Raw genomic sequence first — 15017 nt, 5'->3', positions numbered from 1 at the left:
CAAATAGCTGAAAGGATTCAGTCAAAGGGAGATCCATTTCGTCCGTTTGGCATGGAGAAACACAAAAAACGTATAGCTAAATAATCAAGGGTTTCAGCAAAAACGTTCTTTGCCCCTTGACGGCTTGGCCGGTCTGCTTACTTTCTGGTCGGAAAGGTTCAGGGATTCTGCCGACCAAAAAGGGGAATCGGCTTGCGCTGTTTTACGACTCGGAAGGCAAAAGGGCGAAAAAATAAAAAGCCCTGGGGTTCATCCTAGAGCTTCTGACTGATCTGTTCTCTTGAGCCATTTGCAAAATGGGCTTATTTTTAAATAAATTAAAATTAGGGAAAATATTGAAATAAATACAAAATAAGTATATATTGATATTGAATCATCATCATATCGTCGAGGAGGGTTTCATATGCTCAAAAAGCTGGTGGCATTCCTTGCAGTCTTTGTGATGGCATTTGGTGTTTTCTTCACTTCGCAGGCGTATGCCTATTATATTTTTGGTTCTGCTTATTGGCGGACAGAAGATGGGAAATATGAGTTAACCGTGAATGCTACTTCAGCTGAACGTTCTATACTTGTTCAGATTTACGATGTCTATTATGTTAACTACAATAACAACTACGCAAAACGTCCGGCAGATTTATCCGGATTATCTGTAAGATTGTGCAGTGCGTCGACCGGAAATTGTACAGCATTTAAAAAGTTTAAGGTAACGGATGTGTCGGCTTATCCCGGCCTTGAAGGTTGGGCTCAATTCGATAATATGATCCCAGCAACGTACTATGTGGATATACGTGATAGTTGGTCGAATTATTATTTTAAAGGCGAAATTATGGCATTCCGCGATAGTTATTTTGATTGATTTGTATTTATTAATCTAGAGGGCATTTGACCCTCTTTTTTCATGGTTTTGTAGTGGACTTGTGAGCGATACTTCACAAAAGGAGAAAGGGGGGAGGTCTCCTAAATTTTTCGGTCCCCCTTTAAAAAACAGCTTCTCAGATTGGCGTATAACACGTCTTCAACCACAAAGTATTTTATATTCGGGAGAGGAAAGCGTCTCTGTAGGACATTTATAGCTTTTTACAACGTATACCCGATGATGTATAAAATTTTGTGTAAAGCATTTTGCTAGAACAAAAGAAAAAAGGTAGGGTATTCTCTGATTTGGACCAAAACATTCCAGAGAAAGGAGAACCCTACCTATGTCTAAAAGAAGTATACCGAATGTCGACTGGGCAAATCAACTGGAAAATGCCATTCGTCAGTTTGTAAAAGAAAAATTAGAACTGATTATGCGGGAAGAAATCAAAAATTTCCTCGAAATCGAACAGGCTGGAACGCCGAATATGAGAAACGGCTACTATCAGCGAAATCTAGATACACAATATGGCCGGATTGAAGGTCTTTTGGTTCCAAGAGACCGAAACGGGGAATTTCAAACACAGTTGTTTGCCCCTTACCAACGGCACACGGGCTGGCTGGAGGAAGCCATCATTAGGATGTACCAAAGTGGCATGAGCACGCGTGAAATTGGCAAGTTTATCGAACGAATTCTAGGAAGCACCTATTCTCCTGCGACGATCAGCCGGATTACCGATGTCGTGAAGGAAGACATCGAGAAATGGCACGCTCGTCCACTACACCAGCGTTATTCGGTCTTATATTTGGACGGCTTGTACGTGAAACTTCGCCGGGATACGGTAGAGAAAGAAGTTATTTATGTGGTATTGGGGGTGAACGAAGAAGGGTATCGTGAAATTCTTGATTTCTTCGTAGGAGGACAAGAAAGCGCCTATGTATGGCAGGAGATTCTCCAACAGCTCTACAAAAGAGGCGTCAAGGAAGTGCTTCTTGGCGTCTTCGATGGCCTTCCGGGGTTGGAGGAAGCCTTTAAGGCGGTGTATCCGAAAGCCGATGTGCAGCGCTGTGTCGTGCACAAAGTCCGCAACACCCTCAGCCGTGTTCGGAAAAAAGATCAATTCGAAATGGCGGAGGACCTGAAACTCATTTATCGTTCTCCGAATAAAGAAATCGCATTGGAGATGTTTCAACAGTTTCAATCCAAATGGTCTCACAAATACCCAAGGGAAGTCCAATCTTGGGCAAATGAGTTGGATGTCCTTCTCACCTTTATGGACGATCCAAGCAGTATTCGAAGTGTGATTTATACGACCAATGCCATCGAACGAACGATCAAGGAGATTCGGAAACGCCTAAAACCGATGAACAGTTTGAGCAGTTTAGAAGCCGCTGAAAAAGTCGTATATTTGACGATACAGGACTTTAACGAGAAATGGGCAGGGCGAAAGTTGCGAGGATTTGCCGAAGCGCAAGAAGCCCTTCAACGAATGTTCGAAGAACGTTATTGTTAACCAAATATTGTAAATAAACAAAATAAGGGGATTTTCCCTTTCCACACAAGAGACTGAATATTCAGTCTCTTGTGTGAAGGAAACCGGTTCCCTATCCATTCCAAATCCATTTCAGAGATACCCTATCTATCTTACATTACACAAAATTCTTGACGGTACCGTATACGACCCGTTGTTCAATCAAAATGTTGCTATCGTTTTTCCTCGATCATTGCTTCTGTCACTCTAATGTTAGACAAAATAAAAAGACCAGATTGCTCTGGTCTTTACAGCTATTGACTTTGATGAGAATATGAAATCATCCTTTTGAAATAAGTCAGAAATAGTTGTTTACTATAGAAAAAAAGATGGCTTTTAGTCGGTTTATCTACGTACCTCTAAAAAATGAATATACATGTTTTTAGTTGCAGTCGAGCCAGCAATCATCAGGGTTCCAACTATACGTCTTTGCAGCGACCTTACCTTTAAAATAGTAATTTGCCCAACTATCACGTATATCCACGTAAAATGTTCCAGCTTTCATATTCGTGAAGATGGCACTACTATTACCTTCCCAAAATGATTTAAAGGCTGTACAGTTTCCGGTAGAAGCATTACAAAGTCGGACAGATAAAGGACTAGTATCACCATTCATAGAAGTAACGGCACCCGAGTTACGATTTACTCGATAAAGATCATAGACCCAGATGGTTACATTCTTTTCTACCGAAGTGGTTCGGATGGTCAATTCGTATTTCCCATCCTCAGTCGCAAACGAAGCTGGTCCAAAGTCAGTATAGGAAGCAGCATAGGTATTGGGATTTCCCAAAACGAAGACAAGGGCTCCTGCTGTGATGAGAGCGACAATTCCCTTCTTCAATCTCTTAATCAACTAAATCCCTCCAATCAATCATTTTATTACCATGTTAAATTTTATTCAAAATTAACTGAAATGTAAATAAATTATTTTGTATTTATATTTTGTTAAATAGTTGAGTTTGAGTTTTTGTTCATTTAAATGAAACAGCCTACAAATGCACCAAGACAACCTTCTACTTAATGAAACCGATCTGGAAAATAATTAAAAAAAATGGTAGTAAAGTCTGTTTCCATTTTTGTGAACATCATTATATTTAAGGGTAGAAAATAACTTGGAGAAAGGGGATATGTTTTATGAAAAAGATACTCCTCTTTTCCTTGATCGTTTTGTTTTCCTTGATGAGTTTCCATCCGGATGTTTATGCTGCAACTCTTAAAGATAAAAGTACCATTATTTTTGATGGTGCTCCTGATGGTAAAGTCTATACAACTAGAAAAGTAAAAGTTCCTAAAGGTGGGTATCTAGGGGTATATGGCTATAATAACAATTCTGATCTAGGACATACTTGGTTATATTTTAGAGTTTATAGAGATGACGGAAAAGACGTTACTAATCAATTTTGGCGAAAAGACCCTGTTTGGGGGTATTTTCTCAATGAAGAAGAAATAGTAAATAAACGAGTTGGCCCAATTAACGAAGAACATAGTTATTACCCGTGGTGCTAGTTGAGTCTTAACGCTCAACTAGCCTAAGAACAACAAGGGAGTAAGCCAGTAAAATACCATCCAGTGCCGTTTCAAATCCAGAAACCGAGTTCGCTCGAATCTCGGTGATCCGATACGAATCGACTAAAATCGAAAACACGGTTTCAATCACTTTGCGTTTTCGTTTCATCCACTGTTTCCATGCGTCGGATTGGAGAATTCGCTGATTTTTTCGAACGGGCGTCCAAAAAGCGACTCGATGCTCTTCGTACAGCTTCTTTTGCAGTTTTTGGCTGATGTACCCTTTGTCACCTAGGTTATATGGATGTGGAATTTGCGTCATGACGGTTTCAGCGGCCACCCGATCGTGACAAGACGCTTCAGTGACGACATATCCCATCGGAAGCCCTTGGTCGGTGGCCTGCAGATGAAGTTTCAACCCATAGAAAGCGATCTTTTTCGAAGCACAATAGCCAATATCCGCAATTCCACGAAACCGTTTGGCGCGATACATTCGGGATGAATGACACAGCTCGATCGGCAAACTGTCCACGACCGCATACGCATGGTGTTGCCCACGCTTGGCTAGCTGGTGCCGAATCCACTTGATCGCAAAGCTAAGCGCTCGGCAGCGACGGTTGTACCGAGAACGCTCAGGGAACAAGTCCTTGGGAAACAAATTCCCAATCACAAACCGATGCCAAGCCCGTTCGGAAGTGAAGCCCAACAACTTTCCAAGGACATGGATGGTGATGATGACTTCGTCTTTCTGTTTCAACAAATGACGATTTCGACGTTGAAGAGGAATCTGGATACTCGATAGTTGAGCCGATACAAAAAGCAAAATCGATGCATATTGTTTTTGAAGTTTGACACGATCTGTAGTAAAATGAAAGTGCTCTTGCATGGGATTCTCCTTTCGAATGGTAGGTCGCACTTTCATTCTACAGGAGATTCGCCAGGCAAGAGCTATTTTTTATGCTTGTTTGATTTTATCTAGCACCACGGGTAGTTATTATATTTGGGCACAATGTGAATTTAGATGGGCTCCAATTGGAACAGGGTGCGACGGGACTTTCAGTATTAGTAGTTGGTATTAAGGTATTCATGCGAATGATGATATAGTTTGCCCCAAAACGATTATCCCCTGTGATGTTTCAAGGGAGGATTCATGGAGGAGATGGGTTTATATAGCAACCGGCGTAATGGCTATACCATGAGGGGCATTTCCTACAGGAATCGTTGTGATCACGGTGTTGGTAGCGGTGTTAAGGACTGATACAGTGTTGGTAGTGGTATTAGTAACATACGCGTGAGTGCCGTCTGGTGTCAGGTCTATATCATGAGGAGATGCTACCGGAATTGTTGCGATGACTGTATTGGTTGAGGTATCAATGACTGATATCGTATTGCTAAGGACATTACCCACATATGCGCGCGTGCCATCTGGTGTAATGGTAGCACTATAAGGAGCGAATCCCACCGGGATCGTTGCGATGACGGCATTGGTTGAGGTATCAATAACTGATACCGTATGGTCATTGGCATTGGTAACATACGCGCGCGTGCCGTCTGGTGAAACGGCTACACCAAAAGGACCTAATCCCACCGGGATCGTTGCGATGACAGCATTGGTTGAGGTATCAATAACTGATATATTATTGTCAGCGATATTAGCCACATACGTGCGCGTGCCGTCTGGTGAAACGGCTACGCCAAAAGGCTGGGCTCCCACCGGGATCGTTGCGACGACTGTATTGGTTGAGGTGTCAATGACTGATACTGTATTGTCATTTTGATTGGTAACATACGCGCGCGTGCCATTTGGTGTCATGGCTATATCATTAGGAGATGCTCCCACCGGAATCGTTGCGACGACGGCATTGGTTGAGGTATCAATGACTGATACCGTATTGTCAGCGGCATTGGTCACATAGGCAAAAATTGATGGACCCGGATCATCCGGACCACCCGGTTCTGGCGGTTCTGGTGAGATAGGTCTATGCACAGTCACGGTTCTCAGATTGGTGCAACCACATCGTATTCTTATCACCTGGTTGTCATTTTGACATTTTGACATGTGTTTCACCTCTTTACACTAAGATACTTCAGCATATGTCCTGGGTAACAGGATACTCCAGTATATGCCCTGGGTCATAAGATGGGCTAGGTAAATGCCCAGTTTTTGCATCTAAAGCAGGAGATCACATATGTTGGAGCATGAGATCATCGCAGAGAGATTCGCTCTTTACACTAGACATATTATCTGCATTCAAAGTCGAGGCGTCGACCCGGAGGAAAAGGATCGACGTGACCGGGCGATTGTCTACCTGTTTGTTTATGCTGGTCTGCGGGTGGAAGAGCTGTCGAACTTGAAACTGACGGACATTGATCTCGAGATGAGGCATCTTCGCATCGTGGGCAAAGGGATGAAGGTACGGACGGTGCCGATTTCAAACATCTTGTTGGCGGAGCTTCAGGATTGGTTGGCATTTCGTGCGGAAATGGCGAAAAAGAAACCACATGTCGAAGCATCTCCCTATGTTTTTTATAGCCAGCGATCTCCTAAGTTCTCTGTGCGTGGGATTCAGCGCATGGTCGAGAGCTACAGCCCGCCGGGCAAGAAACTGACGCCGCATATGTTTCGCCACACCTTCTGCAAGTGGATGTTAAAAGCAACGAACAATGATATCGAAAAGGTGCGCCGGTTGGCCGGTCACAGCCATATCGCCACCACATCGCGGTACGTAAAGGACAGCTACAGTGATTTGGCGGATGCGGTGGAGGCGTTATCGAAGTTCTAATCAAGTTTGTTGTGCGATTTTCTACTTGTGAGCCTATCTGTGTAGTCTTAGTATCTGTTGGTTGCTATTTTGGAGCAAAGGCAATTTGTGCTTTAGTATAGAAAGCAACGAAGAAGACCAAAGGTTTTTACACCTCCGGTCTTCTTCATTGATTTTTCCTTATCATATTTCCTGCACCCGTAAAGGTAAAATAGATGGAGAAAGTTTGATAGTAGTAAAATGACCAATAAAATGGAAAACATGAATGTTCTAGAAACAAAGCGATCGATTTTGAACTTCATGTACTCATCTACATTATTATTTTCTTTTTGCTTTCTGGCTATGGACAAGAGCCTCCACAATATTAAGGAAACTAGCTGTTTTTAGATATTTTCTTTTCGCCGGAAATATAACAGGCCGCCAAAGAAGAAAATGAGAAAACTGCCGCCGACCACTGTTAAGACTTGTTCCCATGGGACAAAGAATATATCATTTTCCGCATCCCCGGATACATACATCATCAAAAATGGCTGTGCCCAAGGGTATAATGGTCCAAATTTTTCCGAGTTTACTGCCAGAATGGCGGGCAAAGTGAAAACGACGTTCACGGCAAAGGGCGCGGCGAAACTTTTAAAAAGCATCGACATCCACAATTGCAAAGCAAGAAGAGGCAACGTCGCGATCCAGCCGCCAAAAATGCTTTTCCAAAGGAGCATCATAGGAAACGGCTCCTCCGCCCCCTTTAGCACTCCGGAAGTCCAAATAGCAAGCAAATAGAGCAATTGCATGGTCAAGGTGATGAGCATGAGGATCGTATATTTGGCGAGAAATACCCGGCTCCTTGTCACCGGCAGGGCCAACAGTTGCTTCCATCCTCCGTTTTGATGCTCATACCGGCAGATGAGGCCAGCCAAGATGCCGGTCGTGAGTGGCAAAAAACGCAAGGCGTAAAGAAGCGTGGTAAACGCGATCAAAAATTCCCACAAAAATCTTTTTTCCAATCCGAATGTGTCCGGTTGGAGCATCAGTGCATAGAAAAACGTAATGAGTGGACCAAGCAAAATGGCGGTGAAGACGAATTTGGATTTTCTTAACTTAAACCACTCCGACTGCAAAAGAGAAATCATTCATTTCACATCCCTTCGTGCAAAATCCAGCATCCCGATGATATAAAGGATGATACCGACACAAATGCCCAAAACGACATTGACGAGCGGTTCATCCCATTGGTTTTGCAACGACGGCCACTTCCATGGCAGCCAATCCGGCAGCTTAAAGCTGTAGGAGGTAAACAAAAATCCAATTACTCCGAGGGAGATCGGAATCCCTTGGTTATTGCTTACGGTTGCTACCCAAAGATGCAAAGCCAACAAAGGAAGTGATGCAAAATATGGGTAGAAGCTGAATGTGGCGATTTGCGCGTACGGTATGACAGCACCGAGATCCAAATAAATACCTAAAAGCCATGTGAAAAAGAATAATAGAACTGAAGCGATAGCCAACAAGAATGCCAATACCGTGAATTTGGACAAAAACACCCCCATTTTCGATATCGGTAAAGCGATAAGTTGTTTCCAGGCGTTCGTCTCATTTTCGATACTGGCTGCAAGGGATGTCAAAATAGTGATCCCGAGTACCAGTGCAAGCGGTGTGAAGCTGTTGACATTTTGCAAATAAAACAGCCAATCATCATCGCTTCTTTGAAGGAGCCATTCTCTCCTGCCGGGGACGAGCTCGTAATTGACCCACTGCAGCAAGACGACACCAAGTGGACCTAGGATGGTCAAAAACCATAATCCTTTCCGTTTGATTTTCAAAAAATCGGTCGCAAGCAGTTTCATGATCATCTGTCGTCACCACCTGCGGTCATTTTTAGGAAAATGTCTTCCAGTGATTGATGCTCTTCTTCCACCCGGTAAACCGAGTATCCTTCATCGACGAGGGTTTCGACCACTGCGGCAACCGCTTCATCCGACTGTTCATACAAATAAATGATGTGATCCTGATAGTGTGTTTTTATTCCTTTTGCCAGCAAAGAACGGTAGGCATTGTTGGCGTCGCTCACTTTTAATCGGATTTTCAGCTGGGCTTTATTGCGCATGGCTTTAATGGAATCTTGGAAAATCAGCTTTCCTTTCGAAATGACACCGACGTAGGTAGCGACTTGATCGATTTCAGAAAGTAAGTGGCTTGAAATCAGCACGGTGATGTCTTTTTCTTTCGGTAAACGCTTGATTAAATTCCGCATTTCAATGATTCCTGAAGGGTCGAGGCCGTTTGTCGGTTCATCCAGAATCAGCAATTTTGGATCGTTCAACAATGCCATCGCAATCCCCAATCGTTGTTTCATCCCAAGAGAAAAGCTTTTTACCTTTTTATCGGCAGCGTTACTCAGGCGGACAAGGTCCAGAACTTCATCAATTTTTTCTTTGGGGGAGCCCAAGATTTTTCGCATGGCTTCCAAATTTTCATAGGCGGTCAAGTGGGAGTAATAAGACGGGCTTTCCACCAATGACCCAACATTCCGAAGAATGGAAATCCGCTCTTTTTTTAAGTCTTTGCCAAAAATCCGGATCGATCCAGCCGTCGGTCTCATGAGGCCTAGAAGCATCCGGAGAGTTGTCGATTTCCCCGCTCCGTTCGGACCTAAAAACCCGTATACTTCCCCTCTGGGAATTTTCAGGTTCAGGGCGTTTACGGCGATCTCCTTTCCAAACCGTTTCGTCAAATGATGAGTTTCGACGATATATTCCATCCTTCCATCACCTCGCTATACCATCATAGGAATCGAAGGTTAAAATGAGGTGTCGAGACAGTTTAAAATTTGTTTAAAAATAAAAAAGGAAAGGAAATGGATTCCTTTCCTAGCATGATCGATAATGAATGATTGTTATGATTGTCCCGGTTTCCGATGATTCGATTTTCCAGTCCAACTCCATCTTCTTCACCATCAAATCCACAATGGCAAGCCCGATTCCCGCCCCTTTTTCGGAACTTTTGTGCCGGAATCCTTTGCCACGGTCAAGCACGACCAACGCGTCATAAGAATCGGTTTTTTTCGTTTTCAACCCGATATATTTTCCGTCCTTGGCGTGGCGGATGACATTTTGAAACAAATTGTCAAAAATCCGTTCCATCCAAAGCGGATCGACGTTCCAATGCTTTTGTTCCAAATCATCCAGCTGGACATCTATAAAAAAACCTTCTTTTTCAAAAGCTGGATACCAGGCGGCGATGAAGGAACGGGCAAGCCGGACCACATCCGTCGGAGTCGGTTCATATTTCAATTTTTTGGCGTTTAAAAGCGTATACGATATCAAATTCTCGATCAATCGGTCCATTTTCGAAACCGACTGTTCGATCATGTTGACAGCTTGTCTTGCTACTGGAGTCAAAGCCTCTTTCTCCAACGTATAGGCATGCGCCCGGATTTTGGTAAGCGGCGTACGCAAATCATGGGATAAATTGGCGATCAGTTCTTTCCGCAGCTGCTCTTCCGCTTCTTCCCGTTTCCGGCTTTCTCGGAGCTCATCCACCATTTGATTGAAGGCCATCTCCAGTTGGCCGATTTCATCCTGTTTTCTCACCGTGATGGCTACTGGCAATCCGTCCACGTCCCGTATCTCCATGGCCTGTTGCAAATAAAGGAGACGTTTGCGGATCCCCAAGAAAAACAAATACGAGACGGTCACAAATAACACAATTCCCCCGGGAACAATAAAATACATAAAGTCGGCATTGGCTTCAGTAAATGCGGGTTGAAGCAGCTTCCGCTCGATTTCAAAAACGACGAATCCATAGGATGCATCATTGTTTGGAAAGGCAATGACCGTAAAAGGGTCGTTGTCATAACGCGCTTTGATGAAGTTGGCGGTATAGGCGGCATTCCAATGTTTCGGAATATCCGCAGCAAGGTTCCTCCCGGCGGCGAGCCGGCCGTTGCTGTCCACCCAAAACAAGCGCGCTTTCGGATAACGGTTTTGCCATTTTTCAAACATCCGGTTGATATCTTCGCTTCCGGGGTTTTTGAGACTACGGGCATCCTGGTGCCAGGCTTTTTCGATCTGCAACGTTTCTGGGTCTTTATGGTCATAGACATTGAAGACCAAAAGGCTAGTTCCGATGATAAGAAGATAGATGAGAAACAGAGCGGTTAAAATAATGGCCATATATTTTGCCGTCAGCGACCGCAATCGTTTTACGCTTTTCATTTTCTCACCCGATAACCGATTCCCCGGATCGTTTCAATGATTTCTGGGTTTTTTGGATCTTTTTCCAGTTTTTCACGAAGATAACGGATGTGCACCATCAATGTTTTATCTCCTTCAATATAAGGCTCACCCCAAACACCCTCGTATAACTGCTCTTTTGTCAAAATTTGATTGAGATGGCGAAGGAAGTATTGGAAAATTTGATATTGTTTTCCTGTCAGTAGAATTTCTTCTCCCGTTTCATGATTGACGATGCGCATATCTTTTGTATGGATGGTCAAATGCTTCAGTTTCAGGATTTCATCGTTTTTGTTGAAGCGCCGGAGCAAAACCTCCACGCGGGCGGCCAACTCATCGGGGTGGAACGGCTTGGTCAGATAATCATCGGCGAAACTCAATCCTTCCACTTTGTCCTCAATGGCAGTCCGCGCCGAAAGCATCAAAATCGGCAGATCTGGCTGCTCCTTTTTTATCCGTTTGCCGATGGAAAAGCCGTCCAGCCCCGGCAGCATCACATCCAAAATGACAAGGTCGCAATGGGCCAAGTGTTCTTCGATCTCTTCTCCGGATTGAAGCCAAGTCACATGATGCCCACGTTCCGTAAGGTTCATCGTCACCCAACGGCCGATTTCCTGTTCATCTTCTATGTATAAAACTCGTGCCAACGTTCTCCCTCATTTCTTCTAGTCTTCACTCTATATTAATCAATACTTGTTTGACTTGGTCAATCCCTTCATGTACTGCGCAATTCCTGGCGGGAAAATGAAATGTTAACGGTTGTGTTGGAACGTTGTGAGAAAGTAGCGAAACGAACTCGTGAAATCAGGGAAGGAGGGCGCATCGTTTCGTTCAGCGTACGCTATTCGTATAACGAGGGAGGAATCACCCTTGATATTGCCACGAACTTAACAATGGGTGGTGTTCTTGATTGTTGAACCATCAAGGTGTGACAAGCATCGTTCAGGTGCGTTTTCTGCTTTCCTGCCAGCCAATGCTGGTAGGATTTTTTGTGTAAAAATCATTACTGCTAGACGAAGTGTGTGAAAATAGAAGGGACTGATCGGATCTTAAATATTTTGGTTAAGGAGAATGATGGGGGCAGCCACATGTCTTTTTTGAGGATTTACTGTATGAGAAGGAGTAGGAACGATGGGCAAAAACAACAGAGATGCTGGCATCGATGAGATTCTTATGGATGACATTTCCTCTCCAGATGAATTGGTTAAAGAGATCTAGGCGAAAATTTTGGAAAAATGGAAGACATAAAAAAGAGAAATAAACTTGCCAAGTGGTTGCTGAACGCCGGCATTCGGGTGCAAAAAAGCGTATTCGAAGCGTATTTGACTGCGAAAGAGGCAAAGGAAATGGTGGAAGGAGCCCGGCCGTGGATCGGGGAAGGGGATTCCTTGCGCGTATATGAGCTAACGGTGGAAAGCTACGAAAACAAGTACGTCATTGGCACACCTTTCGATCATCTCCCGTGGAACAACTTGATCGTGTAGCGGGCGGCTTCTTTCCGTTTTGCACACCCCAAAATGGCCGGAAAAACGGCAGGGGTGTGCAAGCCTCTTTTTCTTTCGTCTTTCGAAATATTTCGTTGATAGATCCATGCTTTGGACGGTTGACGATCTTGGTCAGTTGCACAAGTTAACATAATCACATTTTATTTTTTGGGGGGGTGAAAGGGGTGTGCAAAATGGCCCCTTACCGCCTTAGAAAATCAATGGTAAAATGAAGGAGCTGTTGAAAGAGATAGGCCTCGTTTAGAGGATCAGAACCATCCGTCTCGCCATGTTTCTTCGAAACGGGTGGATGTATGTTGGGAGAAAGCGTTTTGTGGGTGGTATGAAAACTCGGGAAGAGGAATGGTTGCTGTGTTCCTGGGTTTTTGGCCTAGAACGATGAAAAAGTTGTTGTAGTCACATGAGGAAATGTTTGTCTTTTAGGGAGATAGAGGCTAGCTGATGATGAGAAAGAAAAAGGCGTCCTTGCTCGGTTTTTACGCCGGGAGGAGGACGCTTTTTTGTTAGTGTCCGTTTGATCGTGAAATGTCTGCCTTATTTGCCGGCTCGTCCATCGGCTCAATCGTCTCTAAATCGGTGAGCAGGAAAATATCGCTGAAGATATCGGTGAGCAAAATGATCGCAGCGACGAGAAACGTGTACATAAACGAAGCGGTCACTTCGGTGATCGGCACGACAGTGTCCATGGAATGGTTGCCAAACGTCAAAAGACCGATCCATGTTTCGACAGTCCCTTTAGAAGCGATAAACGTTGGGAGGTTGTAAGCGAGTGATGATATGATAGCTAAAGTGTCGAGAGACATCGAAATGTAAAGAAGGGCGATGTTCGGATTGGTCGTAAAAGAGGCGTCGATGACGGATAAACCGAAGGCTCACAGGAACATTTCGACTATTCGAACATTGCTTAGGAATGATTTTTCAGTTATATTTCTACTAAGAGGTGGGCGGCCGACGAAATGATTTTTGCGATGATCACAAAGCATGAAAATCATTGAATGAAAGAGAAGCAAGAATATTAGATTGGATCAAAGGAGATGGATGTTGCCTTCCAGCTGTTCACCGGAAGGCGGACGGTTTGATTTGTGTGGCTCTGTCTTTTAGACGGCTAGCCGCCGTGTTTGATTTGGCAAAGTCATGAATGGGGGAACGATGGATGGATATTTCAGCGAACATCATCAAAGTTCGAAATGCGGTCATCGGCGGCGATGAGCCATGCCTTTGCGCCCCGGTGGTCGGGGAGGATGCTGGGCAAGTGCTGCGCGAAGCGGAGGAGGTTTGCCGAAAGAAGCCAGATTTGATTGAATGGCGGGCCGATTTTTTTCGCCACATCGGCGATCAGGAGCGTGTGCTGGAGGTAGCAAACGAGCTGCGGCGTGTGGCGGGGGACATCCCGATTTTGTTTACTATCCGTTCGGAGCGGGAAGGAGGACAGCCGATTCCGCTTGATGAAGAGGAAAAGCAGCAAGTAATGAAAGTGGTGTGTGAAAGCGGAGCCGTGGATCTCATTGACTGCGAGCTGGCTTACGGGGAGCGTATCGCCGATGTGCGCCGTACTGCCCATGAATGCGGGGTGCGGCTTATCATTTCAAGCCATCATTTTGACGGTACGCCGTCGAAAGAGATGTTGGTGGACATCATGCGTCGGGCCGAGCAGGGCGGCGCTGACATTGCGAAAGTGGCCGTCATGCCGACGTCTCCGGAAGATGTGCTGGTGTTGCTAGAGGCGACGCAACAGGCGCGGCGCGAGCTTTCCATTCCGCTTATTACGATGTCGATGGGTGGGTTAGGCGCGATGACGCGGCTCGTCGGATGGCTGTTTGGCTCGGCGGTTACGTTCGCCGTTGGGAAACAAAGCTCTGCTCCGGGGCAAATTCCGATGGAGGACGTACGGGCGGTGCTGTCGGTATTGCAAAAATATAGCCGTTGATTCGTTGGGTTACATACGGAAAGACAATGAGTTGTTGGTTGAAGGAGAAAGGGGAGTGCACCATGAATAGGCAAACCACCATCCCGTTCCGTGAGCGAAACATCATTTTAATCGGCTTTATGGGAGCGGGAAAAACGACGATCGGGCAGCTGGTCGCGAAAAAGCTGTATCGCGATTTTATCGATGTCGATGCGGAAATTGAGCGGCGACAAGGGATGTCGATTCCTGAGATATTTGCGCAAAAAGGAGAAGCGTACTTTCGAAAAGTGGAACGGGAACTCATCGTCGATTTATGCACGAATACGAGGCTGAAAATTTTGTCGCTCGGCGGCGGCGCGTATTTGCAGGAGGAGGTGCGACGCGCGTGCCTCGCTCATGGCATCGTCTTTTTTCTTGACTTGTCATGGGATTATTGGAAAGAGGAACGGCTGCCGCTCATTGTCGACAGCCGCCCGGTGTTGAAAAACAAAACGTTGGAAGAGGTGGAGCAGCTGTTTTTCCAGCGGCAGTCGGCTTACGCTCTCCATCATTCCCGCGTGGTCATCAATGAGCTTGAAGCCGAACAAGCGGCCGATCAAATCGTTGAGTCGATCAAATGGATGTGGGATGTGTACGAACCAAACCGATGAAGTGGTGTGTTTGCTCTGTTCAATGTTTATGTTGGCTTTTGAAAAGAAGACAGGAACTCCTTTTTTATGGGG

At 44.9% G+C, this 15017-nt stretch carries 16 protein-coding genes and 1 pseudogene; 8 read left to right on the top strand and 9 right to left on the bottom strand.

Annotated features, from left to right (window positions below; genetic code table 11):
* Positions 1-403 precede the first annotated feature (403 nt).
* Both IC804_RS02210 and IC804_RS02205 read left to right on the top strand, forming a co-directional pair.
* Positions 404-856, top strand: coding sequence for a hypothetical protein (locus IC804_RS02210; protein WP_081157523.1), 453 nt, complete (start codon positions 404-406; stop codon positions 854-856).
* Between the two features lie 343 nt (positions 857-1199).
* Positions 1200-2369 (top strand): IS256 family transposase, encoded by a 1170-nt coding sequence (locus IC804_RS02205; RefSeq protein ID WP_190300653.1) that lies wholly within the window; start codon positions 1200-1202, stop codon positions 2367-2369.
* A gap of 400 nt (positions 2370-2769) precedes the next feature.
* Here the strand turns inward: IC804_RS02205 and IC804_RS02200 are convergent, their stop codons facing one another.
* Positions 2770-3240, bottom strand: coding sequence for a hypothetical protein (locus tag IC804_RS02200; RefSeq protein WP_029761627.1), 471 nt, complete (start codon positions 3238-3240; stop codon positions 2770-2772).
* Positions 3241-3521: 281 nt separating this feature from the next.
* Between IC804_RS02200 and IC804_RS02195 the strand changes: the two genes are divergently transcribed.
* A complete protein-coding gene (locus tag IC804_RS02195) occupies positions 3522-3893 on the top strand; it encodes a hypothetical protein (RefSeq protein ID WP_223812872.1) in 372 nt (123 codons plus the stop codon).
* 7 nt (positions 3894-3900) lie between these two features.
* Here IC804_RS02195 and IC804_RS02190 read toward each other — a convergent pair whose 3' ends face one another.
* Positions 3901-4779 (bottom strand): IS982 family transposase, encoded by an 879-nt coding sequence (locus tag IC804_RS02190; RefSeq protein ID WP_099232984.1) that lies wholly within the window; start codon positions 4777-4779, stop codon positions 3901-3903.
* 279 nt (positions 4780-5058) lie between these two features.
* Positions 5059-5952, bottom strand: coding sequence for a YVTN family beta-propeller repeat protein (locus IC804_RS02185; protein ID WP_081157573.1), 894 nt, complete (start codon positions 5950-5952; stop codon positions 5059-5061).
* 190 nt (positions 5953-6142) lie between these two features.
* Here IC804_RS02185 and IC804_RS02180 point away from each other — a divergent pair.
* Positions 6143-6676 (top strand): annotated as a pseudogene (locus IC804_RS02180) (tyrosine-type recombinase/integrase); the annotation flags it as partial.
* Between the two features lie 362 nt (positions 6677-7038).
* On the opposite strand, the gene IC804_RS02175 reads toward IC804_RS02180, so the two are convergent.
* The 5 genes from IC804_RS02175 to IC804_RS02155 form a co-directional block, all read right to left on the bottom strand.
* Entirely contained in the window at positions 7039-7782 is a 744-nt protein-coding gene (locus IC804_RS02175) for an ABC transporter permease (RefSeq protein ID WP_029761786.1), read from the bottom strand.
* A complete protein-coding gene (locus IC804_RS02170; RefSeq protein ID WP_008880566.1) occupies positions 7783-8502 on the bottom strand; it encodes an ABC transporter permease in 720 nt (239 codons plus the stop codon).
* The gene (locus IC804_RS02165) at positions 8499-9410 is read right to left on the bottom strand and encodes an ABC transporter ATP-binding protein (RefSeq protein ID WP_029761787.1); all 912 of its coding nucleotides are present in this window, start codon (positions 9408-9410) and stop codon (positions 8499-8501) included. The genes IC804_RS02170 and IC804_RS02165 overlap by 4 nt, the downstream gene beginning before the upstream one ends.
* A 109-nt stretch (positions 9411-9519) precedes the next feature.
* Entirely contained in the window at positions 9520-10866 is a 1347-nt protein-coding gene (locus IC804_RS02160) for a sensor histidine kinase (protein ID WP_008880568.1), read from the bottom strand.
* Positions 10863-11531: a response regulator transcription factor gene (locus IC804_RS02155; RefSeq protein WP_008880569.1), complete on the bottom strand. Its 669-nt coding sequence runs from the start codon at positions 11529-11531 to the stop codon at positions 10863-10865. Before IC804_RS02155 ends, IC804_RS02160 begins: the two co-directional genes overlap by 4 nt.
* Positions 11532-11633: 102 nt before the next feature.
* Here IC804_RS02155 and IC804_RS02150 point away from each other — a divergent pair, with 102 nt between their 5' ends.
* Complete coding sequence (locus IC804_RS02150; RefSeq protein WP_008880570.1) at positions 11634-11801, top strand: hypothetical protein; 168 nt, start codon at positions 11634-11636, stop codon at positions 11799-11801.
* A 318-nt stretch (positions 11802-12119) separates the two neighbouring features.
* Positions 12120-12368 (top strand): CRISPR-associated endonuclease Cas2, encoded by a 249-nt coding sequence (cas2, locus tag IC804_RS18410; RefSeq protein WP_223812871.1) that lies wholly within the window; start codon positions 12120-12122, stop codon positions 12366-12368.
* Between the two features lie 524 nt (positions 12369-12892).
* Here cas2 and IC804_RS02140 read toward each other — a convergent pair.
* The gene (locus tag IC804_RS02140; protein ID WP_190300652.1) at positions 12893-13192 is read right to left on the bottom strand and encodes a hypothetical protein; all 300 of its coding nucleotides are present in this window, start codon (positions 13190-13192) and stop codon (positions 12893-12895) included.
* A gap of 350 nt (positions 13193-13542) precedes the next feature.
* Between IC804_RS02140 and aroD the strand changes: the two genes are divergently transcribed.
* Positions 13543-14316: a type I 3-dehydroquinate dehydratase gene (gene aroD, locus IC804_RS02135; RefSeq protein ID WP_029761790.1), complete on the top strand. Its 774-nt coding sequence runs from the start codon at positions 13543-13545 to the stop codon at positions 14314-14316.
* A 62-nt stretch (positions 14317-14378) separates the two neighbouring features.
* Positions 14379-14945, top strand: a complete 567-nt coding sequence (locus IC804_RS02130) for a shikimate kinase (RefSeq protein WP_029761791.1) — start codon at positions 14379-14381, stop codon at positions 14943-14945.
* The last annotated feature ends 72 nt before the right edge of the window (positions 14946-15017 follow it).

The sequence above is a fragment of the Geobacillus sp. 47C-IIb genome (assembly GCF_014679705.1).
GTDB classification, from domain to species: Bacteria; Bacillota; Bacilli; order Bacillales; family Anoxybacillaceae; genus Geobacillus; species Geobacillus thermodenitrificans.
Note: the sequence above shows the minus strand (reverse complement) of the source record. Positions and strands in the feature narration are given on the sequence as shown.